This window comes from Pseudomonas sp. MHK4 (genome assembly GCF_054600775.1).
Genome location: NZ_BAAIAK010000001.1, coordinates 176,573 through 200,524, shown reverse-complemented (window position 1 = coordinate 200,524; position 23,952 = coordinate 176,573). Strand labels below are relative to the sequence as shown.

The following is a 23,952-nucleotide window of genomic DNA, read 5'->3' as shown; positions in this document are numbered from 1 at the left end:
GCATTACACGCAGCGGCCACTGTAGCTGAAAATCAATAGATCTTTACATTACGCGGTCAGCGAGTAGATCAACGCCGAAATCGCCACCAGACCCACCGCCGTCACGAAGACGTTGGATGCCTGGCCGCGATAACGCGCCATCGCCGGCACCTTGCGCACGGCATACATCGGCATCAGGAACAGGATCGCCGCGATCACCGGGCCACCCAGGGTTTCGATCATGCCGAGGATGCTCGGGTTCAGCGTGGCGACGATCCAGCACACCACCAGCATGAACGCTGCAACGATACGGTCGAGGGTCTTGGCCGCCGGTCGCTTGCCGCTCTTGACGATCAGCCCCTTGAGACCCTCGCTGGCGCCGATGTAGTGCCCCAGGAACGACTTGGAAATGGCCACGAAGGCAATCAACGGCGCCGCGAAGGCGATGGTCGGGTTGCTGAAGTGGTTGGCCAGGTACGACAGGATCGACAGATTCTGCGCTTTCGCCTCGGCCAGTTGCGCCGGCGACAGGGTCAGCACGCAGCTGAACACGAAGAACAGCACCATCACCACCATCAAGGCATGGGCCCGGGACAGGATCTGCGAGCTGCGCTCCTCGGCGTGCTCGCCGTAACGGCGCTTCTGGTCCACAGCGAATGCCGAGATGATCGGCGAATGGTTGAACGAGAACACCATCACCGGAATCGCCAGCCACAGGGTGTGCAGCAATGCCGACGGTTCAGGCAGCGTGCTGGCCGTGCTCAAAATGCCGCCATTCCAGTGCGGAATCAGGAACACCGCCAGGAACAACAGCGCGACGATGAACGGGTAGACCATCAGGCTCATGGCCTTGACGATCACCTGCTCGCCGCAGCGCACCACGGCCAGCAGGCCGAGGATCAGCACGAACGAGAGGACCGCCCGCGGTGGCGGCATGATGTGCAGCTGGTGCTCGAGGAAGCTTCCCACGGTGTTGGTCAGGGCCACGCTGTAGATCAGCAGGATGGGGAAAATGGCGAAGAAGTACAGCAAGGTGATCAACGCACCGGCCTTGATGCCGAAATGCTCTTCCACCACTTCAGTGATATCGGCGCCTTCGCGACCGGACAACACAAAGCGGGTCAGGCCGCGGTGTGCGTAGAACGTCATCGGGAACGCCAGCAGCGCCAGCACCAGCAGCGGCCAGAAGCCGCCCAGGCCCGCATTGATCGGTAAAAACAGGGTGCCCGCACCAATCGCCGTGCCAAACAGGCCCAGCATCCAGGTGGTGTCCTGGCGATTCCAGCTCGAAAGAGTTGCGGGTGTCGCTGCTACAAAGCGTTCGTTAACGCTATTGGCCTGATCATTCATCCGGTGGGATCTCCACATTCCGGTCACTTGCCACCCGGCCAGAACGCGTCGGAATACCCGACAGGCAGCGCCCTGGCCGAAACAGGGGCGCGATTCTGGAGGATAAGTGAACAGAAGCAAAGACTTAGGTGAGGAACGGTGGTACCAGGTAGGAGCGAGCTTGCTCGCGATGGTCGTCAACGATGACGCGTAAAACCTGATTTTCCGCGGCGCCCTCGATTTTTTCGCGAGCAAGCTCGCTCCTACAGGTCGGCCATCATGTATTTTAAATGAACCTGTCCACCTTCCGGAGTCATCCCATGCCACTGGTTCGCGTCGACCTCAAGAAACAGCAGGACCCCACCTTCGCCAAACGTATCGGCCAACAGATCTACGCCGCCCTGCGCAGCGCCATTGGCGTGCCGGAAAACGATAACTTCCAGATCCTCGCCGAACACGACGAGACGCATTTCATCTTCGATCCCCAATACCTGGGCATCCAGCGCAGCGATGGCCTGGTGGTCATCCAGATCACCCTGAGCGAAGGTCGGACCCTGGAGCAGAAAAAGCTGCTGTATAAAACCATCGTCGAAAACCTCAACACGCAACTGGCCGTGCGCCTGGAAGATGTTTTCATTAATCTGGTGGAAGTGAAGAAAGAGAACTGGTCGTTCGGCAATGGCATCGCCCAGTACGCCCTCTGACAGCCAACCCATAGACCTGTGAGCCGCCCATGCCCCGCGTTTCCCGCAAACAAGCCGACCTCAACCGCGAAATCATCGTCGAGGCGGCCACCCGGCTGTTTCGCGAACGCGGCCTGCACGGGATCAGCGTCGTCGACGTCATGGCCGCGGCGGGCCTGACCCATGGCGGTTTTTATGGCCATTTCGAATCCAAGGAAGCGCTGGCCAGGGAGGCCAGCGAGCGGGCGTTCAAAGAGGTGGGGGCGAAATGGCGCGAGCGTGTTACCCCGGGCGATGACAAAGCGGCGGCGCGGCGAGCGCTGATCGAGCCTTACCTGTCGGTCTACAGCCGCGACAATCCCGGTGAAAGCTGTCCGGTGGTTGCCTTTGCCGGCGACATGTGCCACGAGTCCGCCGACAGCGGCTTGCGCGAGCCGTTCATGGCCGGCCTGAACCGGCTGCTCGAGGCCTTCGGCAAACTGATGGACTCGGATGATGCCGCGGAGAATCGTCAGCAGGCACTGGTGCAATATTCGCTGATGGTCGGCGCGCTGACACTGGCGCGTGCCACCCGGGGCGACCCGCTGTCGGAGGAAATCCTCGCGGCGGCGCAGACCTTCCTGACAGAACCCCCTTCCCTGGCCTGAAAATTCGGTGTGATCAAATAAGATCGCAGGCTGCGCCAGCTCCTACACTCAGGAGCATGGCTGTTGCCATTCTGCCCCGCAGCCAGCACTCTCAACCGACTTTCGAGCCCGACGTTCCGCTGCCCACAGGAGCCAAGCATGCCTGCAACCGTTCTGGTACTGGTTGAAACCATCAATGATTACCTGCCCATTCTCGAACACCAGGGCTTTCACCTGATCCTGGCGCCCACGCCCGCCGAGCGCGCCGAGGCCATCAGCCGGCACAGCGGCCAGATCGATGCGGTCCTGACCCGTGGCCCGCTGGGCCTGTACGGCGATGAAATCGCCGCCCTGCCCAACCTCAAGATCATCTGCGTGATTGGCGCTGGTTTCGAACAGGTCGACCTGCAAGCCGCCGCCGACCGCGGCATCACCGTCACCAATGGCGCCGGGGTCAACGCCTCGTCGGTGGCGGACCATGCCATGGCGTTGCTGCTGTCGCTGGTGCGCGACGTCCCCCGTTGCGATGCCGCCGTACGCCGGGGTGAATGGCCGAAAATCATGCGCCCGTCCCTGGCCGGCAAGCGCCTGGGCATTCTCGGCCTCGGCGCAGTCGGCATGGCCATCGCCAAACGGGCCGGTGCGGGCTTCGACATGAGCGTCAGCTACCACAACCGCCAACACCGCAGCGATGTGCCCTACAAGTTCTGCTCGACGCCCACCGAACTGGCCCGGGCCTCGGACTTCCTGATCGTCGCCACCCCGGGCGGCCTGGGCACCAAGCACCTGATCAACAAACAGGTGCTCGAGGCCCTGGGGCCCAACGGCTTTTTCGTCAACATCGCCCGGGCCAGCGTGGTGGTCACCGCCGACCTGATCAGTGCGCTCGAACAACGGCGGATTGCCGGTGCCGCACTGGATGTCTTCGATGCCGAGCCCAAGGTGCCGGACGCCTTCAAGGCCCTGGCGAACGTCATTCTCAGCCCGCACGTGGCCGGGCTGTCCCCCGAGGCCACCCAAGGCACCGTGGAACTGGTGGGCCGCAACCTCGTGGCGTTTTTTTCCGGCCAGCCTGTGCTGACCCCCATCGAGCTGCCGAAGGGCGTCACCCAGGCCGTCTAGCCAGATAATTCAAACAGATGTATCAAAAGCAATGATTGCCCGGCAACACGCTCACCTATAAGGGCCATGGAAGGTTGTGGGTGCCGGGTGCGCGCATTAGATTAGCCAATAGTTTCAGGCCACCAGAATAAGCAGAAGGGATAAGCATGGCGCTTACTGACCAATCCACCCGCACCCGCACCGGCGAAGAGCTCGATGCCAGCCTGATCGATCCATACCTCAAGGCCCACATTCCGGGCTTGAGTGGCCTGCCACGGATCAGCCAGTTCCCGGGCGGTGCGTCGAACCTCACCTACTTGCTCGAATACCCTGGACAGGAATTCGTCCTGCGTCGCCCGCCCTTCGGTCACAAGGCCAAGTCCGCCCATGACATGGGCCGCGAATTCCGCATCCTCAATCAGTTGCGCGACGGCTTTGCGTATTGCCCGAAGGCCTACGTGCACTGCACCGACGAATCGGTGATCGGCGCCGAGTTCTATGTGATGGAACGGGTCAACGGCATCATCCTGCGCTCGGAACTGCCGCCGGAACTGGGGCTGGACTCGGCGAAAACCCAAGCCCTGTGCAAGAGCTTCATCGACAAGTTCGTCGAACTGCACCGGGTCGACTACAACGCCTATGGCCTGGGCGACCTGGGCAAGCCGCAAGGTTACGTGGCACGGCAGATCAAAGGCTGGAGCGAGCGCTACGAGAAAGCCCTGACCCCCGACGCGCCACACTGGGAAGCAGTGAAATCCTGGCTCAACGCCAAGATGCCGGCCGATCACCCGACCTCCAGCATCGTGCACAACGACTACCGCTTCGACAACGTCATCCTCGACCCGGACAACCCAATGCAGATCATCGGCGTACTCGACTGGGAGCTGACCACCCTGGGCGACCCGCTGATGGACCTGGGCAACACCCTCGCCTACTGGATCGAAGCCAATGACCCGGCGCCGGTACAGCTGATGCGCCGTCAACCCAGCCACGCACCGGGCATGCTGACCCGCCGTGAATTCGTCGATTACTACGCCGAGCGTTCAGGCATCGAGATCGACAATTTCGACTTCTACTACACCTACGGCCTGTTCCGCCTGGCCGGCATCGTGCAGCAGATCTACTACCGCTTCTACCATGGCCAGACCCAGGACAAGCGCTTCGCGCAGTTCATTCACATGAACAAACTGCTGGAGCAGATGAGCTTGCAGGTCATCCACAAATCCAGCCTCTGATACAACACGAACCCTCCTGTAGGAGCGCCCGGCTTGCCGGCGAAGGCGGCCTCAAGTACGCCTTCGCCGGCAAGCCGGGCTCCTACGAACAGCGACTTCGGCTCCATAACAAGGAAAACCCATGTCCAAGACTCAGTTGTTCGACCTCGACGGCAAGATCGCTTTCGTCTCCGGCGCCAGCCGCGGCATCGGTGAAGCCATCGCCAAACTGCTGGCCCAGCAAGGCGCCCACGTGATCGTCTCGAGCCGCAAGCTCGATGGCTGCCAGCACGTCGCCGACGCGATCATCAAAGCCGGCGGCAAGGCCACGGCCATCGCCTGCCACATCGGTGAAATGGAGCAGATCAGCCAGGTCTTCGCCGGCATCAAGGAACAGTTCGGGCGCCTGGACATCCTGGTCAACAACGCCGCGACCAACCCGCAGTTCTGCAACGTGCTGGACACCGACCTCAGCGCCTTCCAGAAAACCGTCGACGTCAATATCCGCGGCTATTTCTTCATGTCGGTGGAAGCCGGCAAGCTGATGCGCGAAAACGGCGGCGGCAGCATCATCAACGTGGCCTCGATCAACGGTGTTTCGCCGGGCGTGTTCCAGGGCATCTACTCGGTGACCAAGGCGGCGGTAATCAACATGACCAAGGTCTTCGCCAAGGAATGCGCGCAGTTCGGCATCCGCTGCAACGCCTTGCTGCCGGGGTTGACCGACACCAAGTTCGCGTCGGCGCTGGTGAAGAACGAGGCGATCCTCAACACCGCGCTGCAGCAGATCCCGCTCAAGCGCGTGGCCGATCCGAGCGAGATGGCCGGTGCGGTGCTGTACCTGGCGAGCGACGCATCGAGCTACACCACCGGCGTTTCGCTGAACGTGGATGGTGGTTTCCTGTCCTGACCTGATCTGCCACTGCAACTGACTGTAGGAGCGAGCTTGCTCGCGAAGAACGTCAACGATAACGCGGGCTGTCTGACAACCAGCGGCGCTCTTGCGTCCATCGCGAGCAAGCTCGCTCCTACAGGGGGTTCGGCGCCAGGGGTTACTGGGTGACGCAACGGGTCGTGGTCGTGACCCGAGTCACCTCGCCTTCGGCCCTCACATCACCCATGACATCGGTTTTATCCATGGTCTGGCATGTGCGTTCAGGCGGTGGCGGTGGCGCGGCAGGAGGTGGCGGTGGCGGACTGGCACAGCCGCCGAGAATGATTGCACAGAGCGACAATGGTGCAAAAACGCGTTTCCCAAGACTTTTCATAGGTTGACCCGCGATAAAGGATGTACACATTTCTGTGACAACAGAACACCGCCGTAAAGTTCACGGATGGTCGCAGAAATATCACTTTTGTACTTTCTTATCGCGTATTCAGTCGTCCAGGCATGGCAAACCTGACAATTCCTACACTACCGGGTCCGGGCGTTGCAGGCTGTTGCATTGCAGCTCGTAGCGCAGTTCCTCGAGGAGCGCGGCTACCGACTCGGGGGACTGCAGCCTGGCCACGTTCAAGCCGCTGACCACCAGGTCGACTTGTCCGGACACCGGGTGGTAAAGCTTGATGGTCAACGAATGATCGCCGGTGACATTGCACTCACAGGCCAGGGGCGAAAAGGTCCGCTCGATTTGCGTGCGCAACTGGGACACCTGGATCATTGCGAGAGTCCGGTGCGGCAATCAATGGTACGGGTAATAAGCATGGCTGTTCCTTTAGCGGTTCAAGGCAGACGAATGCTCCGAAGCTGTCATTCGCCCGCTCTTAGCCTAAGGCTTGCCACCTGCCTGCCAGAACGTGAATTTGCACCGCGGCAACTAGTGCATTTGCACCTTAGCGCTGGCCCTTCGGGCTCCATGCACTGGAAAACAACCCACGCTCGCGCGCCCAGACAATCGCCTCGCTGCGACTGTGCACATCAAGCTTGGAATACACCGTCGCAACGTGGTTGCGCACGGTATTGGGCGCCAGCTTCAGGCGCGCGGCGATCTCCTTGTCCGCCAAGCCTTCACAGATCAATTCCAGCACATCGCGCTCCCTGGCCGTCAGGTCGGTAAAGGACACGCTGGGCAGCTGCGGCGATTTGACGTGCTTCACGTTGGCGAGTTTTTCGATCAGCGTACGGCTGAACCACGAGGCGTCCTTCATCACCTCTTCAATGGCCGACAGCAATTCAAGCTCCGTGCGTTTGCGCTCGGTGATATCCATCAACACCAGCAGGTAACAAGGGCTGTCCTGGATGCTCACGGTATCGGCGCAGACGACGCAATCGATTAGTTCGTTGTCTTTCCTGCGCACGCGTACGTCAACGCGGTCCAGGCTTGCGGATTTCTCCAGGGCGGTAAAGAGCCGTGTCCGCGCGCCCTTGTCATGGAAGAAGTCGATCTCGACGATGGTTTTGCCGAGCACTTCTTCGTTGGCGTAGCCGAGCGTATCGAGGAACGCCTCATTCACGTCCATCACCACCTGATCACTGGCGCCGCACACCAGAATCGGTACCGGACTGAGGCGAAACGCCTTGGCAAAACGTTCCTCACTCTGGCGCAGGGCAACCTCGGCCTTGTGCCGGGGCTCCATGTCGACAAAGGAAAACAGCATGCAGGCCTCGTCATTGAGCTCCAGCGGTTGGCCAGCCACTATCACTTGCTTGCTGCCACCGTCGGGCAAGCGCAACTCGGCCTGCATCTGCGTGATGGTTGCGCCTTCTCGCAGGCACTGCTTGGCTTGCTCCTTGTTTTCGGCCTGCTCCAGCACGTCCAGCTCATAGGTCGAAGTGCCGATCACCTGGTCTCGGGAGTAACCGGTCATTTCGAGAAAACCGGGGTTGACCTTGATGTAGCGCAGATCACTGAGGCGGCAGATCACCGCCGGTGCCGGGTTGGCGGCGAAGGTTTTTTCGAAGCGTTGCTCGGCGCTGGCCCACTCGCTGACATCATCCATGATCAGCACCAGCGACTCCGGCTCATCCTGGCTGTCGGCCAACACCATGCTGCGCACGCTATGGACCCAGGTGCGCTCTTCGTCTGCAATCGACGTCACTTCCACCAGTACATCGCTGAACGTCTCGCCCCGCGCCACCCGGTTGATCGGGTAGCTGTCTGCCGGCACCGGGTGATGGTTGCGATAACGCAAGGCAAAGCGCTTGGCGTACGCCTTGGCATTGTTGCCGAGTTCGCTGACCTGCGCGACACCGTGCATGGCCAGCGCCGCATCGTTGGCCCAGAGAATGCTCTGGTCGGGGTCGAGCAGAATCACCCCGTCGGACAGACCGGCGATGATCTGCTGCAACTGGCGGCGGTTGGTTTCCCGGGTCAGGACGTCCTGGCTCATTGCATCTCCACGTGTAGTGCCTCTGTGAAGATTACGACCACAGGCGCTGGTGATCGTGCAGCCTACTTAGTCGTGGTCTTGGAGGACCAGTTCACGCAGGGTGTCGAGAAACAGCTTGAGCACCGGCGAATCATCGTCCGCACGGTAGGTGGCGTACAACGGCACCTCCGGTAACGCCGGGGTCAGGCGCCGGAACACCAGCCCGGCCGGTGCCAACTGCTCGATGGATGCCGGAAGCAGTGCCACGCCAAAACCGGCACGGACCAGGCTGAGCAAGGTTTGCACTTCGATCACCTGTTGGCGGATCTGCGGCGTGAACCCGGCCTGGATGCAGCACTGGTAAAGAAAGTCGGCAAACCGCGACTGCTTCAGTTCCAGCGCCACGAACGGCTCCTGGGCAAGGTCCGCCGGAGCCAGGCTGTCGCGTCGGGCCAAGGGGTGGTCGACTGGCATGACCACCCGGATCGGCTCGTGGATCAGCAGCTCATTGCGCAGCTGCGGGTCGTCATAGCCGACCCGGAACACACAGGCGTCGATGCGCTTTTCCTTCAGCGCCTTGACCTGTGCGGCGGGGGTCATTTCATGCAAGCGCCAGTTCACCTGCGGATAGCGTTCGCGAAACAGGTGCAGGGCCCGTGGCAGCACCCCCACCATCACCGAACTGATCATGCCGATTTCCAACTCGCCCAACTGACCACGGCCGGTCTGGCGCGTCAGGTCGAGGGCACGGTTGAGCTGCTCGAACACCAGCGGCGCCTGCTCCTTGAGCATCTGCCCGGCGGCGGTCAGCTCGACCCGGTGATGGCTGCGCTCGAACAGCGGCGTGCCCAGTTCCTCTTCCAGCAACCGAATCTGCTGGCTCAGCGGCGGCTGGCAAATGTGCAAGCGGGTGGCGGCGCGGCCGAAATGCAGCTCTTCGGCCAGCGCCATGAAATAACGCAGCAATCGCAAGTCCATGCCGCTTATCCCAGGTCCAGGGGAGTCGAGCGCTGCCGCACCCCGGTCAGGCTGAACAAGGCATTGGCAATGGCCGGGGACACCGACGGGCTGCCCAGTTCGCCTACGCCGCCGGGCTTGGCCGGATCACCCTCGACCAGCAGGATGTCCACCTGCGGCATGTCCGACATGCGCGTCACCCGGTAATCATGGAAGTTGCTCTGCACCACCCTGCCCTGTTTTATGTCCAGTCGATCGAACAGGGCATGGCCAAGGCCCCACATCAGGCCGCCGTAGATCTGTTCTTCGACGCCGCCGGGCGACACCGCCAGGCCGCAATCGACCACGCAGGTGAGCTTGTCGACCTTGATCACGCCGTCCTGTTTCGACACGCGCGCCACGATGGCGATGAAGCTGGTGTAACCCTGGTTGGTGGCGATCCCCAGTGCCGTGCCATCGGGCAGCGGCTGGCCCCAACCGGCACGCTCGGCGGCGCTTTTCAACACGGCGACATGCCGCGGCCGGTCCTGCATGTTGGCCAGGCGGAAGGCCAAGGGGTCCTGCCCGGCGCCATGGGCCAGTTCATCCATGAAGCTTTCCACGGCGAACACGTTGGGGATGAAGCTCACCGAGCGATACCAGCCGCTGGGCACCTGGCTCTCGTGCCTGACCCAGGCCAGGTCGAGGTTGGCCGGGCGATAGGCAAAATCCCAGGCGGTGATGGCTTCCGTGGTGCTGTAGTCCATCTTGTCCGGACGCTCGAAATACCCCGGTTCCCACTGTTCCGGTGAGGCGGGCGAGACCGCCTCGAGCTGCAACGCGGTCAAGCGGCCCTGGGCGTCCAGCGCACCCTTGGCCCGGTGCAGCGTGGCCGGGTGCATGAACAGCGCGCGCATTTCGTCTTCACGGCTGTTCATCAGTTTTACCGGCACCCTGGTCTGCTGCGCCAGGTATGCCACTTCGAACAACCAGTATTTGGCCTCCCGTGCGCCGAAACTGCCGCCGGACACCCGTTCGTTGATGGTGACCTTGTCCTTGGCGATCTTGCACACGGTTTGCGCCGCTTCCAGGGCTGACGACGGCACCTGCACCCCGCCCCAATAAGTGATGGCGCTGTCCTTGACCTGGGCGGTGATGCAGATTGGCTCCAGCGGATTCTGCGCTTTGTACGGCATGCGGTAATCGGCTTCGAGCAGCTTCGCGGCGTTCGGCCATTGGCCGTTCACATCTCCCGCGGCCATGGCGGACACCCGTTGCGCGCCCTTGTCCGTCAATGCTGCTGCCTGGGCCCTGGCCAGTTCATCGCTGTCGAAACCGGCGAGCGGCGAGTCGCTCCACTGCACCTTGAGCAATTCGCGGCCCTGGTGCGCGGCCCAGTAATTGTCCGCCAGTACCGCGACGCCCGCGACGTTGCCGCCGAGCACATCGGGACGGCCCGGCACCACGAGCACCTTGCGCACGCCCGGTACTTGCAGCGCTGCCGCGCTGTCCACCGTTACCACGTTCGCCCCCACCACGGGCGCCCGTTGAATCACCGCCACCAGCATGCCCGGCAACACCACGTCGATGCTGTACTCGAAGCGCCCGCAAACCTTGGCCTGGGCATCACGTTTGTGCCGCAGCTTGCCGATGTACTTGAACTGCGCCGGGTCCTTGAGTGTGACCTTGTCCGGTGCCGGCAGGTGCGCGGCAACGCCCACCAGTTCGCCGTAGCCGAGGCTGCGTTTGCTCGCCGCATGAACGACGCGGCCTTCTTCGGTGCTGCAACTGTCGGGGCTGACCTTCCACTGACTGGCAGCCGCTGTGATCAACAACGAACGCGCCGTCGCGCCGGCCATGCGCAGACGGTCGTACTCCAGCGACACGCTGGTGCTGCCGCCCGTGGAAAAGACCTTCCAGATCGGGTGAATGTAGGTGTCGAAAAACGGATCCTCGGGCGAGATCACCTGCACGGTCATCGGGTTGACGTCCAGCTCCTCGCCCACGCAGGCGGCTAATGCCGTGTGCGTTCCGGTGCCGGAATCGTGCTTGTGCACCACCAGTTTTACCGTGCCGTCGGGCAGGATGCGCACCCAGGCGTTGGGTTCGAATTCGCCGGCTGGCGCCGGGGCTGCTGGGGCCGTCGCAGCCATGCTCGAAGGCAGGTAAAACGCAATGGCGAGGCCGGACGCAACGGTCGCGGTCTGCTTGAGAAACACACGCCGCGAGAGATCCACCTGGGACATCGTCATCACGCCTCCTTCGACGCGATGGCCGCGCGCTTGATCGCCTTGTTGATCCGCCCGTAGGTTCCGCAGCGGCACAGGTTGCCGGACATGGCATTGCGGATCGAATCGTCAGTCACCGCCGCACCGGTGTTGAGCAACGCGGCCGCGGACATGATCTGCCCGGATTGACAGTAGCCGCATTGCGGCACATCTTCGGCAACCCAGGCCAGTTGCAGCGGATGCTCTGCGGTGGGCGACAAGCCTTCGATGGTGGTGATGCTGTGCCCCGCCACGGCGGCCACCGGCAACTGGCAGGAGCGCACCGCGACACCGTCCAGGTGTACCGTGCAGGCGCCGCACAGGCCCATGCCGCAACCGAACTTGGTGCCGGTGAGTTTCAAGTGATCACGCAACACCCATAACAAGGGCATGGAGGGTGAAGCCTCTACCAGCTCGCGTCGTTCGCCGTTTACCGTGAATTCGATCATTGTCAGGCTCCAAGAGAGCGGCCCGTCTTTGTGCAGGCCTGGTGCTCGATTATTGGTAGCCTTGGGAAAATCGGGCCAGCGACGATTTCTGCCATCCTGTGTAAGTAGGACTAACAGCATGTACAAGCGATACCCGTCGGTGCAGTCCATGAGCGCTTTCCTCCAGGCGGCCCGCAGCGGCAGTTTCTCCAGTGCCGCGCGCAAACTCGACCTCACCCACAGCGCCATCAGCCAGCAGATCCGCGCGCTGGAAGAGTTCATCGGCCAGCCGCTGTTCGTTCGCGAAGGCGGTGGCAGCAACCTGACCGACGCCGGGCAACTGTTCGCCAGCGTGCTGTCCGACGGCCTGGCGCAGATCGACCGGGCGCTGTCCTCGGTGAAAAACCGCAGCGTGGCGCAGCGCCTGACCCTGGACGTCGACAGTGAACTGGCCCAGAGCTGGCTCAACCCGCGCCTGCCGCAATTGCTGGATTTGTTGCCTGAGCATGAGGTGGTGCTGCTGTCGATGCCGCGCTCGGACCGCAGTGCGTTCGAACGCGTGGACCTGGCCCTGCGCTATGGTTATGGCGATTGGGAAGACTGCGAGATGACGCAGATCTGCGGGGATCGGGTGATGGCGGTGGCTGCGCCGGCGCTGCTGGAGCGTCACGGTCTGGAGCTGCCGCTGAGTGCGCAGCAGATCCTTGAATTGCCGCTGTTGGGTTATACGCGACGGTCGTGGATTGCGTGGCTGGACGCGGCGGGTTTGCCGGCTGTCGAGCCTTCGGCCCGGGTGGTGTTCGACAATGCGGCCAACCTGATTGCCGCGGCCGAAGCGGGTGTCGGTGCCGGACTGGTGCGCGGTTTGCTGGCCGCCGACACGTTGCGCAGCGGGCGGTTGGTGGTGTTGAACGAGGCGCGGATTGCGGCGCATTACAACCTGTATGCAGTGTGGCCGCCGGGGCACGGTGAGCGGGTGGCGCCGGTGGTTGAGGCGATCAAGCAGTTGGCTCTGCGTACACAATCCTGACGCCTTCGCTGGCAAGCCAGCTCCTACAGGGGATCGCGATCACTTGTAGGCGCTGGCTTGCCAGCGATGAGGCCCGCCCAGCCAACACAAAACCATATCGAACGCATATCAAACCCCCGCCCAATTAATATTGTACGAACCCCACCCCCCCTTCCAATACTCCTTCCCAAGCAGCCAGCGTCCCGAGCCGGATGCGACCAGGCGAGGGAATGCGTGAGTCTTCACGCATAGAAATGGCCGATTGCCCGGACGTGGCTGCTTGTGAACCGCAAGGTTCCCTTCCCGCTATCAGGAGATCGACTTCAATGATCATCGATATCAGTTGCTATCCCACGGATCTGGTGGACCTCGCCTGGAGGCATGACGGTGACCCGTTCACCGGCGAGCGTCTGCTGCAGATGATGGATGGCCCGTACATGGTCAACGGCAAACCTCGCCGCATCGACAAAGCCTTCATCCAGCCACCCCAGGGCAACACCATCTACACCTGGACCGACGGCGATCTTAGCGGTCGTGAGTCCATCGACGCCTACATGGCCTACACCCTGAAAATGGTCCAGACCTACCCGGACCGCTTCATCGGTTGCTTCGTCTACAACCCGCGCTGTGGCGTGGAAAACGGCGTCGAGGCGATCGAGCGCTACGTCAAGGAACACGGTTTCAAGATGGTGCAGATGCAGGCCAACATGCACGCCTACCGTCCCGACCGCGCCCTGGACTGGGTGCGCCCGGCCTTCGAGAAATGCGCCGAGCTGGGCATCCCGGTCAAGCTGCACACCGGCGACGGGCCCTACAGCATCCCGTCGGAATGGGTGCCGATGATCAAGGAATTCCCCAACGTCGATTTCATCATGGCCCACTTTGGTGTGCAGACCGGCGGCGTCTACGTGTTCGAGCCGATGCAATGGGCGATGGAGCTGCCCAACGTCTACTGCGAATCCGGCTGGTGCCTGCAATCGCGGATCGTCGAGTTCGCCAAGGTGCTGCCGACCCACAAGATCCTCTTCGGCACCGACACCCCGCCGAACGAACCGGGTATGTGGCTGCGCCTGCTGGAAGTGCTGTGCCACGAACCGCCCCAAGGCCTGAACCTGGACGAAGACACCCTCGAGGAATACCTGGGCAACAACACTGCGCGGATGATCGGCCTTGAGCCAACCCCGCCGCCGCGTTCCGTTTGCGAAGCAGAGGCGCAACTCAAGCGTCCCGTCACCACTCAACTGGCCAGGAGCTGAACCGATGATCATCGACACCCATCTGCACCCCACCAACCTGGTCGACGAGGCCTGGCGCCACACCGGCGAACCCTTCACCGGCGAGCGCATGCTCAAGCTGATGGACGGCCCGTACATGATCAACGGCAAGCCACGCCGCATCGACATGGGCTTCATCCAGCCGCCACCCGGCAACACCGGCTACCGCGACGGCAACCGCCGTGGCCGTGAAGGCGTACGCGACTACATGTCCTATGTCGCCGAACTGTGCGTGAAGTACCCGGACCGCTTCATCGGGAACTTCAACTTCAACCCGCGCTGGGGACCGGAAAACGGTGCGGCGGAGCTGGAATTCCACATCAAGGAATACGGCTTCAAGATGCTCAAGCTGCACGCCAACATGCACGGTTATCGCCCGGACCGGGCGCTGGACTGGCTGCGGCCGGCGATGAAGGTCTGCGCCAAGTACAACATCGTGGTGCTGATCCACACCGGCGACGGCCCGTACACCATCCCGACCATGTTCTACCCGATCATCCGCGAATTCCCGATGGTCAATTTCATCATCGGTCACTTCGGCATCCAGACCGGCGGCAACTACTCGTTCGAGGCGTTCTGGATGGCCATGGACACGCCGAACGTGTACTGCGAATCCGGCTGGTGCTTCCAGTCGCGGATCGTCGAGTTCGCCAAGGACCTGCCGCGCAACAAGATCGTGTTCGGCACCGACTCGCCGCCCAACGAACCGGGCATGTGGCTGCGCGAGCTGGAGGTGCTGTGTTCGCCGGCACCGCAGGGCCTGGGCATCGACGAGGATCACCTTGAGGACTACCTGGGCAACAACATCGCCCGGTTGTGCGGCATCGAACCGACGCCGCCACCCAGGGACCTGGCCGAGGCGGACATTCGCCTGACCACGACCTACCTCTAGCGCCAACCTTGTAGGAGCTGGCTTGCCAGCGAAGAGGCCCGTGAGTCGTGTGCGGCTTTTACGGACGCCTTCGCCGGCAAGCCGGCTCCTACAAAAAACCGCATCGTTTTTCACGAGGTGAAACCATGACCCTCTCCACGCTCGGCGATACCCAGGACTTTCACGAATTTCTCGCCGCCTATCGCCGGCAATACCCGGACGATGTGCTCAGCGTCCAGCAATCCCTCAGCGCCGACCAGGACGTCACCGCCCTGGTCGATGCCCTCGCCAGCCAGGGTCGCGACCCGCTGCTGATCTGCGAAAAAGTCGGCAACTGCGGCGCGCCGGTGGTCACCAACCTGTTCGCCTCCCGCACCCGCATCGCCCGAATCTTCGGCGTCGCCCCGGCGCAATTGCACGAGACGTTCCAACAGCGCGCCAACCATCCCATCGCCCCGTGCTATGTCGAAACCGGCCCGGTGCTGGATGAAATCTTCGAAGGCGAAGCCGTGGACCTGGCAATGCTGCCGATGCTCACGCATTTCGCCAGTGACCGCGGCCCCTACATCACCAACGCGATCATCATTGCGCAAGACCCGGTCACCGGCATCGCCAACATGAGCTACCACCGCTCGATGCGTCACGCCCGGCAGACCCTCGCCACCAGCCTGCACTCGCGCGGTCACCTGTGGCGCATGCTGCAAACCGCCCGCGAACGCGGTGGGGAGTTGCGGGTGGCCATGGTGGTCGGCGCGCATCCGCTGTTCATGCTCGCGGCGGCGGCGCGCCTGCCGTTCGGCAGTGATGAACGCGCGGTGGCCGGCGGCCTGTTTGGCGAGCCGCTGCAACTGGTCAAGACGCCCCGCTATGGTATCGGCGTGCCGGCCTTCGCCGAGTTTGTGCTCGAAGGTGCGATTGACCCGACGGCCTACGCCGAAGAAGGCCCGTTCGGTGAATTCAGCGGTTATTCCTCGGACCGCTCGACCAACAACGTGCTGCGGGTCGACACCCTGATGCGGCGCAAGGACGCCTGGCTGGTGGACGTGGTGGGCGGGCGCTACGCCGAACACCTGACCCTGGCGCGGCTGCCCCGGGAAGCGGAGATGAGCGAGAAACTCAAGGCGCGTTTCCCCGCCGTCACCGCCGTGCACTATCCCAATTCCGGCACTCACTTTCATTGCTACGTCGCCCTGGACCAGAGCCGCGACGGCGAAGCGCGGCAGATCATGCTCGCCCTGCTCGGCTGGGACCCGTACCTGAAAACCGTGATTGCGGTGGACAGCGACATCGATATCAGCGACGACAGCCAGGTGCTGTGGGCGCTGGCCACGCACTTCCAGCCGCACCAGGACATCTTCGTCATCGATGGCTTGCCCGGCAGCCCGCTGGACCCGTCATCGTCCGTCAACGGCACCACCTCGCGCATGGGCCTGGATGCCACGCGCGGTTCGGGATTCGACGGGATCAAGGCGCAACTCGACCAGGACGTGGTCGAACGCGCCGGTGAGCTGCTCAAGAGCCTTCAGTCATGACTCGCCAGCGCATGGTGGTCGGCATCAGCGGTGCCTCCGGGTTCATCTACGGCGTGCGCCTGCTGCAATTGCTCGCCGAACTCGACATCGAAAGCCACCTGGTCATCAGCCGCGCCGCGCTGCTGACCATGGCCCATGAAACGGACTACAAGCTGGCCGACGTCACCGCGCTGGCCAGCCATTACCACCGCGCCGACGACGTGGCCGCCGGGATCGCCAGCGGTTCGTTCCGCTGCCTGGGCATGGTGGTCGCGCCCTGCTCCATGCGCACCCTGGCGGAGATCGCCACCGGCACCTCATCGGGCCTGATCGGGCGCGCCGCCGACGTCACCCTCAAGGAGCGTCGCACCCTGGTGCTGATGGCCCGGGAAACCCCGCTGACCCTTGCCCACCTGCGCAACATGACGGCGGTCACCGAGATGGGCGGCATCATCGCCCCGCCCGTGCCGGCCTTCTACGCCCGCCCGCAAGACCTGGCGCAAATGGTCGACCACAGCCTCGGCCGCGTGCTCGACCTGTTCGGCCTCGACGCCGGCACCGCAACGCGCTGGCGAGAAACCTCAATCACACAAATCCCCTGTGGGAGCCAGCCTGCTGGCTCCCACAGTTGATCGCATTTCGGCAAAACACAGGTAAGGAGCTCTACATGAACACTCCATTCAACGCCCCAACCCCCAACACGAAAATCCCGGTGACCATCCTCACCGGCTTCCTCGGCGCCGGCAAAACCACCCTGCTCAACTACATCCTCAAGGAAAACCACGGGCGCAAGATCGCCGTGATCGAGAACGAATTCGGCGAAGTCGGCATCGACGGCGACCTGGTGCTCAGCTCGGAAACCGAGGAAATCTACGAGATGGTCAACGGCTGCGTGTGCTGCACCGCCGAGGTTCGCGAAGACCTGGTGCGCATCGTTCGCGAGCTGGTGGCGCGGCCGGTGCGGCTCGATCACATCCTGATCGAGACCAGTGGCCTGGCCGACCCTTACCCGGTGGCCCAGAGCTTCTTCATCAACGACCCGATTGCCGATGAAGTGGAACTGGACGCCATCGTCACCATGGTCGACGCCAAACACATCGCCCAGCACCTGGAAGACCTGCAACTCGATGGCGTGGACAATCAGGCGGTGGACCAGATCGTCTGCGCCGACCGCATCGTCATCAACAAGGTCGACCTGGTCAGTGGTGCCGAAGTGGCGGCCCTGAGCGAGAAAATCCGCGGGCTCAATGCCACGGCGGACCTGGTCACCTCCAGCTATGCCGAAGTTGACCTGTCGAAAATCCTCGGTATCGGCGCCTTCGAGTCCACGCAAAAACTCATGGAGATCGGTGCCGAGCACGATCACCACGCCGAAGAACATGATCACGCCCATGACGAACCCGATCATGAGCACGACCCGAGCGTGACCTCGGTCGGCATCACCGTGGACGGCGCAGTGAACCTGGGCGACTTCCATCGCTGGATCACCAAGCTGCGCAGCGAACAGGCCGATAACCTGTACCGCATGAAGGGTGTGCTGGCGGTGGCCGATCAGGACCAGCGCTACGTGCTGCAGGGAGTGCACAGCCTCGTCGAGTTCCGCGCCTCCACTTCATGGGGCACAGAACCGCGCTCGAGCAAGATCGTGTTCATCGGCCGCGACCTGGACCGTGCGGCCCTGAACCAGGGCTTCGCCGCCTGCCTGGCAGGCTGAATACAGGCATCGGAGCCGGTGGATGGCGGTTCCGGGCACATGAATGACTGATGCCCATTTTTCAGGACACCGAAAACCTGTAGGAGCTGGCTTGCCAGCGAAAGCGGACTCTCAGACACCATCTTTGTCGACTGAAAGACCGCCTTCGCTGGCAAGCCAGCTCCTGAAAGGGCATCAGAACGAATACCCCTCTGTACCAAATAACAACAGCAAGAGGTGATTCCCCATGTCGTCAGCCAATACCCCCGCAACATCCACCCTCCATCCCGTCGACCGGATTTTGCCGGTGCGGCAAATGCTCACCCTCGGCCTGCAGCACATGGCCGTCTCGTACATCGGCGCCATCGCCGTGCCGTTGATTGTCGCCAGTGCCCTGAAGATGTCCCAGGCCGACACGGTGGTGCTGATCAGCACCACGTTGTTCTGCTCAGGTATAGCCACCCTGCTGCAAACCGTCGGTTTCTGGAAGTTCGGTGTGCGCCTGCCGATCCTCCAGGGTGTGGCGTTCAGCAGCGTGGGGCCGGTGATCGCCATCGGCACCAATCCTGAAGTCGGTTTCGCCGGCGTCTGCGGGGCCGTGATCGGCGCCGGTATTTTCACGATGTTGATGGCGCCATTCGTGGGTCGATTACGCCGGTTTTTCCCGCCGGTGGTCACCGGTTGCATCGTCACCGTGATCGGCTTGCAGCTGTTTCCGATCGCCTATGAGTGGGTCGGCGGCGGGCGCCATGCCAGTGATTTCGGCGCGCCGGCGTACCTGGCCGTCGCCGCCGTGGTGTTGCTGAGTATCCTGCTGGTCAACCGCTACGGCAGCCCGATGTTGCGCAACATGGCGGTGCTGGTGGGCATGCTGGTGGGCGCGGCGCTGGCTTACGGTCTGGGCATGGGCAATTTTCACAGTGTGCAGGAGTCGCCGTGGCTCACCGTGCCCTACCCGTTCTACTTCGGCCTGCCGACCTTCAGCCTGATCCCCATCGCCACCATGGTGGTGGTGATGATCGTGCAGATGGTCGAGTCCATGGGGCTGTTCGTGGCCATCGGCGACATCGTCGACAAACCGGTGGAAGACAAACAGGTGATCAACGGCCTGCGGGCCAATGGCCTGGCGAGCACCATCGCCGGCATGTTCGCCGCGTTTCCGTTCATTGCCTTCATGGAGAACGTCGGGCTGGTGATCCTCACCGGCGTGCGCAGCCGCTGGGTAGTTGCGGTCAGCGGCCTGCTGATGTGCTCGGTGGCGCTGGTGCCCAAGGCCGGCGCGATCATCGCCTCGATGCCGACCGCCGCCCTGGGCGGTGCCGGCATCGCCATGTTCGGCGTGGTCGCCGCGGCAGGGATCCAGACCCTGGCCAAGGTCGACTACGAGCGCAATCGCTACAACGTGCTGATCGTCGGCTTCACCCTCGCCGCCGCCCTGGTGCCGGTGCTGGCGCCGGCCCTGTTCAAGCAATTGCCCGAGTGGTCGCAGCCATTCCTGCACAGCAGCGTGGTGATCGCCTGCCTGGTCTCGGTGTTGCTCAACGCCACGCTCAACGGTGTCCGCGTGCCTGACGCCGCCGCCAGCAAATCCGCCACTCACAGCCTCTGACTGGAGCCGACCATGACTCAACTGCAAAACATCCTGATCAAGAACCCGGTGGCGGTGATGACCGGCATGCGCGGCCCGCGGTCCCGGGCTGGCGCCGTGGACATCCGCATCGTCAACGGGCGCATCGCCGAGATGGCCGCAGGCCTTGAAGCGCAACCCGGCGAGCGGGTGATCGATGCGCGCCACGCGGTGGTGTATCCGGGCTGGATCAACACCCACCATCACCTGTTCCAGAACCTGCTCAAGGCCGTACCCGAAGGCTTGAACCAGGACCTGCAAGGCTGGCTGGCCAGCGTGCCCTACCCGCGCCTCAACCGTTTCACCCCGCAACTGGCGCGAATCGCCGCACAACTGGGCATGGTCGAATTGCTGCTGTCGGGCGTGACCACCTGCGCCGATCACCATTACCTCTACCATGCCAACGGCACCACCGAGACCGGTGACCTGCTGTTCGACATGGCCGAAGAATTCGGCCTGCGTTTTGTCCTGTGCCGGGGTGGCGCGCTGGAGTCGGCCAGTGCCCACCCGGGGTTCTCGAAAACCGCGCTGCAACCGGAAACCCTCGAGCAGATGGTCGGCGACATCGAACGGCTGAAATCCCGCTATCACCAGGACACCCCGGACGCCCTGCGCCGGGTGGTGGTCGCGCCGACCACGCCGACTTTTTCCCTGCCGCCGACGCTGCTGCGCGAACTGGCCCACACCGCCCGCGGCCTCGGCTTGCGCCTGCACACGCACCTGTCGGAGACGCAGAACTACGTCAACTTCTGCCGCGAGAAGTACAACTGCCTGCCGGTGGAATTCGTCGCCGAACACGAATGGCTCGGACCGGACGTGTGGTTTGCCCACGCGGTGCACCTGCAACCCGGTGAAATCCGCATGCTCGCGCAAACCGGCACCGGCATTTCCCACTGCCCGGTGAGCAATGCGCGCCTGGGCAGCGGCGTGGCGCCAGTGCCGCAGATGTTCGAGGCCGGGGTGCCGATTTCCCTTGGCGTGGATGGCGTGGCCTCCAACGAGTCCGGGAGCATGGTCGGCGAAGCGAACACCGCGTGGCTGATTCACCGGGCCGAGCAAGGCGCATCGGCGACCACCGCCGAAGATGTCATCCACTGGGGCACGGCCGGCGGTGCGCAGGTGCTGGGGTTGGGGGCGGTGGGCACCCTGGAAATCGGCCAGGCGGCGGACCTGGTGATCTACGGTCTCGACCATCCGCGCTTTTTCGGTTTCCACGACATCGCCGTGGCGCCGGTGGTGGCCGGAGAGCCGATTGCAGTGAAGTACAGCCTGGTCGGCGGCCGGGTGGTGGTCGATGACGGCGTGATCCCGGGGCTGGATGTGCAGCGGATGCGGGCCGAGGCGTGGGATGGGGTGCGGCAATTGATGAAGGTGGACGACTGACCCACTGCCAACACCAATCCCCTGTGTAGGAGCTGGCTTGCCAGCGAAGCGGTGTGTCAGTTAACACAAATGTTGCCTGATCTGCAGTCTTCGCTGGCAAGCCAGCTCCTACAAGGGATCTCCACCATTCTCGGGAGCGATGCCATGTCCGGCCTCAACGAACTCTTGCAAGCCATCGACACCGCCGCCCAAGCCGGCGAAGAAACCATCCTCGCCACCCTGGTCAAGGTCGAAGGCTCGGCCTACCGCCGTCCCGGTGCGCGCATGCTCATCCCCTTGCACGGCCGCACCGTGGGTACCGTCAGCGGCGGTTGCCTGGAACAGGACCTGGCGAAAAAAGCCTGGTGGCTGACCGATTCCGGCGAACCCCTGGTGCGCCGCTACAGCACCGGCGCCACCGAGGACGAAGACGATGAGCAAAACGCCCTGACCTTTGGCCTGGGTTGCAACGGCACGGTGTTCGTTTTGCTCGAACGCCTGCGCGCAAAATCCCCTGCACCGGCCATCGAACTGCTGCGCCGGGTACGCGACCGTCAACAACCGGCCGCCATGGCCACGGTGATCGGCACCTCGCGCAATGCCGGTGTACGGGTCGGCGAGCGCTTGCTGTCCGACACCGAGGCAAGCCTGCGCAGCCCGCACCTGACCGATGCGATTCGCCATGACCTGCACAAGGCACTGGCGCAGAAAAAGTCCTCGAAACGCCTCTATACCGACGCCCGTGGTGAGGTCGAAGTGTTCATCGAATACCTCGCCCCGCCGCCGCGCCTGCTGATTTTCGGCGCCGGCCACGACGCCCAGCCGCTGGTGCGGATGGCCAAACTGCTGGACTGGCACGTCACTGTCGTTGACAGCCGCAGCCACTTCGCCCGCGCCGAACGTTTCCCGCAAGCCGACGCCGTGGTCTTCGCCAGCCTCGACAACCCGTTCGACCTGTGCCCGCTGATCGACGGTGCCGCGGTCGCGGTGATGACCCACAGCTACCGCCAGGACCGCCATTGGCTTGGGTTGGCGCTGCAAGCCTCGCCCGCCTACCTCGGCCAACTCGGCCCCAGGGAGCGCACCGAGCGCCTGCTGGCCGAGATCGGCCCGGGCGCCTCGGCGCTGCACTACCCGATGGGCCTCGACCTGGGCGGCGATGCCCCGCAGAGCGTGGCGCTGGCGATCCTCGCCGAAATGACGGCGGTGATGAATCAGCGCCAGGGCGGAATGCTCAGGCATCGGAGCAAACCGATTCATCAGGTGGATCTTGTGGTCAGTGAAAAGCTTGAGCATTCGGCAACCGTTTGAAGGCCAGGAAATCGCAGCCTGTACCCGCTGCCGCAGGCTGCGATCTTTCGTGTTTCAAGCAGCCACCACCCCTTTGGCCACCGCCGCCGACGCCGCCAGCATCGCCCGCAGCAACACCGCGCACCCGGCCGCCAGGTCGTCCGGGTTGGCGTTCTCGATTTCGTTGTGGCTGATGCCGCCTTCGCACGGCACGAAGATCATCCCGGCCGGTCCCAGCTCGGCCAGGAAGATCGCGTCGTGCCCTGCGCCGCTGACGATGTCCATGTGCGACAGGCCCAGCCCTTGTGCCGCCCCGCGTACCGCCTCAACGCAGCCCTTGTCGAAATACAGCGGCGGGAAGTCGGCGGTGGGGGTCAGTTCGTAGGTCAGGCCATGTTCTTCGCAGGTGGTTGCGATGACTTCGCGCACTTGGGCGATCATCGAGTCCAGGCGCGCCGGTTCCAGGTGGCGAAAGTCCAGGGTCATGCGCACTTCGCCGGGAATGACGTTGCGCGAGCCGGGATAGGCTTGCAGGCAACCGACGGTGCCGCAGGCGTGGGGCTGATGACCAAGGGCAGCGCGGTTGACGGCGCCGACGATCACCGCGGCGCCGACCAAGGCGTCCTTGCGCAGGTGCATCGGCGTCGGGCCGGCGTGGGCTTCGACGCCGCGCAGTTTCAGGTCGAACCATTTCTGTCCGAGGGCGCCCATCACGACGCCGATGGTTTTGCGTTCGTCTTCAAGGATGGGCCCTTGCTCGATGTGCGCTTCGAAGTAGGCCCCCACGGCGTGGCCACTGACTTTGCGGGTGCCCGCGTAGCCAATGGCGTTGAGCGCTTCGCCCACCGTCACGCCCTCGGCGTCGACCTTGGCCAGGGTTTCTTCCAGGGTGAATTTTTCCGCGAACACCCCGGAACCCATCATGCACGGGGCAAAACGCGAGCCCTCTTCGTTGGTCCACACCACCACTTCCAACGGCGCTTCGGTCTCGATGCCCAGGTCATTGAGGGTGCGCATCACTTCGACGCCGGCCAGCACGCCAAAGCAGCCATCGAACTTGCCGCCGGTGGGCTGGGTGTCGATGTGGCTGCCGGTCATCACCGGTGGCAGGTCCGGATTGCGTCCGGGACGGCGGGCGAAAATATTGCCGACGGCGTCGATGCTGACGGTGCAGCCAGCCGCTTCACACCAGGCTACGAAGATGTCCCGGGCCTGGCGATCGAGGTCGGTCAGGGCCAGGCGACACACACCGCCCTTGACCGTGGCGCCGAGCCTGGCCAGTTCCATGAGCGACTGCCACAGACGGTCGCGGTTGATGTGCTGATGGGTGGATTGCAGAACGTCTACGGCCGCGTTCATGGGGATCTCCTCAGGCTGTTCTTATGAGTTTTTCTTAAGGCAGTTCTGTGGTGTGTTTGAGGCCGTCTTCGCTGGCAAGCCAGC

Annotated in this window: 21 protein-coding genes; 14 read left to right on the top strand and 7 right to left on the bottom strand. The window is 63.2% G+C overall.

Annotated features, from left to right (window positions below; all coding sequences use genetic code 11):
- Positions 1-48 precede the first annotated feature (48 nt).
- Positions 49-1,329 carry a serine/threonine transporter gene (locus ACYP2Q_RS00955; RefSeq protein ID WP_459728684.1) on the bottom strand — a complete coding sequence of 427 codons (1,281 nt, stop codon included), beginning with the start codon at positions 1,327-1,329 and terminating at the stop codon, positions 49-51.
- A gap of 299 nt (positions 1,330-1,628) precedes the next feature.
- On the opposite strand from ACYP2Q_RS00955, the gene ACYP2Q_RS00950 reads away from it, so the two are divergent.
- The 5 genes from ACYP2Q_RS00950 (at position 1,629) to ACYP2Q_RS00930 (ending at position 5,842) form a co-directional block, all read left to right on the top strand.
- On the top strand, positions 1,629-2,012 hold the full coding sequence (locus ACYP2Q_RS00950; protein ID WP_459728683.1) for a tautomerase family protein: 384 nt from the start codon (positions 1,629-1,631) through the stop codon (positions 2,010-2,012).
- A gap of 29 nt (positions 2,013-2,041) precedes the next feature.
- Positions 2,042-2,638, top strand: a complete 597-nt coding sequence (locus ACYP2Q_RS00945) for a TetR/AcrR family transcriptional regulator (protein WP_459728682.1) — start codon at positions 2,042-2,044, stop codon at positions 2,636-2,638.
- A gap of 138 nt (positions 2,639-2,776) precedes the next feature.
- Positions 2,777-3,739 (top strand): 2-hydroxyacid dehydrogenase, encoded by a 963-nt coding sequence (locus ACYP2Q_RS00940; RefSeq protein ID WP_459728681.1) that lies wholly within the window; start codon positions 2,777-2,779, stop codon positions 3,737-3,739.
- Between the two features lie 146 nt (positions 3,740-3,885).
- On the top strand, positions 3,886-4,953 hold the full coding sequence (locus tag ACYP2Q_RS00935) for a phosphotransferase family protein (protein WP_459728680.1): 1,068 nt from the start codon (positions 3,886-3,888) through the stop codon (positions 4,951-4,953).
- 121 nt (positions 4,954-5,074) lie between these two features.
- Positions 5,075-5,842 carry an SDR family oxidoreductase gene (locus tag ACYP2Q_RS00930; RefSeq protein ID WP_459728679.1) on the top strand — a complete coding sequence of 256 codons (768 nt, stop codon included), beginning with the start codon at positions 5,075-5,077 and terminating at the stop codon, positions 5,840-5,842.
- Positions 5,843-6,341: 499 nt separating this feature from the next.
- Here the strand turns inward: ACYP2Q_RS00930 and ACYP2Q_RS00925 are convergent, their stop codons facing one another.
- From ACYP2Q_RS00925 to ACYP2Q_RS00905, 5 genes are all read right to left on the bottom strand, one after another.
- The gene (locus ACYP2Q_RS00925) at positions 6,342-6,593 is read right to left on the bottom strand and encodes a DUF1652 domain-containing protein (protein WP_459728678.1); all 252 of its coding nucleotides are present in this window, start codon (positions 6,591-6,593) and stop codon (positions 6,342-6,344) included.
- 172 nt (positions 6,594-6,765) lie between these two features.
- The gene (locus ACYP2Q_RS00920; RefSeq protein WP_459728677.1) at positions 6,766-8,262 is read right to left on the bottom strand and encodes a helix-turn-helix transcriptional regulator; all 1,497 of its coding nucleotides are present in this window, start codon (positions 8,260-8,262) and stop codon (positions 6,766-6,768) included.
- Positions 8,263-8,328: 66 nt separating this feature from the next.
- Positions 8,329-9,219 carry a LysR family transcriptional regulator gene (locus ACYP2Q_RS00915; protein WP_459728676.1) on the bottom strand — a complete coding sequence of 297 codons (891 nt, stop codon included), beginning with the start codon at positions 9,217-9,219 and terminating at the stop codon, positions 8,329-8,331.
- A gap of 5 nt (positions 9,220-9,224) precedes the next feature.
- Positions 9,225-11,429: a xanthine dehydrogenase family protein molybdopterin-binding subunit gene (locus ACYP2Q_RS00910; RefSeq protein ID WP_459728675.1), complete on the bottom strand. Its 2,205-nt coding sequence runs from the start codon at positions 11,427-11,429 to the stop codon at positions 9,225-9,227.
- Complete coding sequence (locus ACYP2Q_RS00905; RefSeq protein ID WP_459728674.1) at positions 11,429-11,893, bottom strand: (2Fe-2S)-binding protein; 465 nt, start codon at positions 11,891-11,893, stop codon at positions 11,429-11,431. The genes ACYP2Q_RS00910 and ACYP2Q_RS00905 overlap by 1 nt, the downstream gene beginning before the upstream one ends.
- A gap of 118 nt (positions 11,894-12,011) precedes the next feature.
- On the opposite strand from ACYP2Q_RS00905, the gene ACYP2Q_RS00900 reads away from it, so the two are divergent.
- The 9 genes from ACYP2Q_RS00900 to ACYP2Q_RS00860 all read left to right on the top strand — a co-directional run bounded on the left by ACYP2Q_RS00900 (position 12,012) and on the right by ACYP2Q_RS00860 (position 22,530).
- Positions 12,012-12,902 (top strand): LysR substrate-binding domain-containing protein, encoded by an 891-nt coding sequence (locus ACYP2Q_RS00900; protein WP_459728673.1) that lies wholly within the window; start codon positions 12,012-12,014, stop codon positions 12,900-12,902.
- A gap of 305 nt (positions 12,903-13,207) precedes the next feature.
- Positions 13,208-14,137 (top strand): amidohydrolase family protein, encoded by a 930-nt coding sequence (locus tag ACYP2Q_RS00895; protein ID WP_459728672.1) that lies wholly within the window; start codon positions 13,208-13,210, stop codon positions 14,135-14,137.
- Positions 14,138-14,141: 4 nt separating this feature from the next.
- Complete coding sequence (locus ACYP2Q_RS00890; RefSeq protein ID WP_272606214.1) at positions 14,142-15,047, top strand: amidohydrolase family protein; 906 nt, start codon at positions 14,142-14,144, stop codon at positions 15,045-15,047.
- A 125-nt stretch (positions 15,048-15,172) separates the two neighbouring features.
- Entirely contained in the window at positions 15,173-16,558 is a 1,386-nt protein-coding gene (locus ACYP2Q_RS00885; protein WP_459728671.1) for a UbiD family decarboxylase, read from the top strand.
- Complete coding sequence (locus ACYP2Q_RS00880) at positions 16,555-17,169, top strand: UbiX family flavin prenyltransferase (RefSeq protein WP_459728670.1); 615 nt, start codon at positions 16,555-16,557, stop codon at positions 17,167-17,169. The genes ACYP2Q_RS00885 and ACYP2Q_RS00880 overlap by 4 nt, the downstream gene beginning before the upstream one ends.
- Positions 17,170-17,204: 35 nt before the next feature.
- Positions 17,205-18,251 carry a CobW family GTP-binding protein gene (locus ACYP2Q_RS00875; protein WP_459728669.1) on the top strand — a complete coding sequence of 349 codons (1,047 nt, stop codon included), beginning with the start codon at positions 17,205-17,207 and terminating at the stop codon, positions 18,249-18,251.
- A gap of 226 nt (positions 18,252-18,477) precedes the next feature.
- Positions 18,478-19,839, top strand: coding sequence for a nucleobase:cation symporter-2 family protein (locus tag ACYP2Q_RS00870; RefSeq protein ID WP_459728668.1), 1,362 nt, complete (start codon positions 18,478-18,480; stop codon positions 19,837-19,839).
- 12 nt (positions 19,840-19,851) lie between these two features.
- The gene (locus ACYP2Q_RS00865; RefSeq protein ID WP_459728667.1) at positions 19,852-21,240 is read left to right on the top strand and encodes an amidohydrolase family protein; all 1,389 of its coding nucleotides are present in this window, start codon (positions 19,852-19,854) and stop codon (positions 21,238-21,240) included.
- Positions 21,241-21,384: 144 nt separating this feature from the next.
- Complete coding sequence (locus ACYP2Q_RS00860; RefSeq protein WP_459728666.1) at positions 21,385-22,530, top strand: XdhC family protein; 1,146 nt, start codon at positions 21,385-21,387, stop codon at positions 22,528-22,530.
- A gap of 54 nt (positions 22,531-22,584) precedes the next feature.
- Here ACYP2Q_RS00860 and ACYP2Q_RS00855 read toward each other — a convergent pair whose 3' ends face one another.
- Complete coding sequence (locus tag ACYP2Q_RS00855) at positions 22,585-23,868, bottom strand: Zn-dependent hydrolase (RefSeq protein WP_459728665.1); 1,284 nt, start codon at positions 23,866-23,868, stop codon at positions 22,585-22,587.
- Positions 23,869-23,952 lie beyond the last annotated feature (84 nt).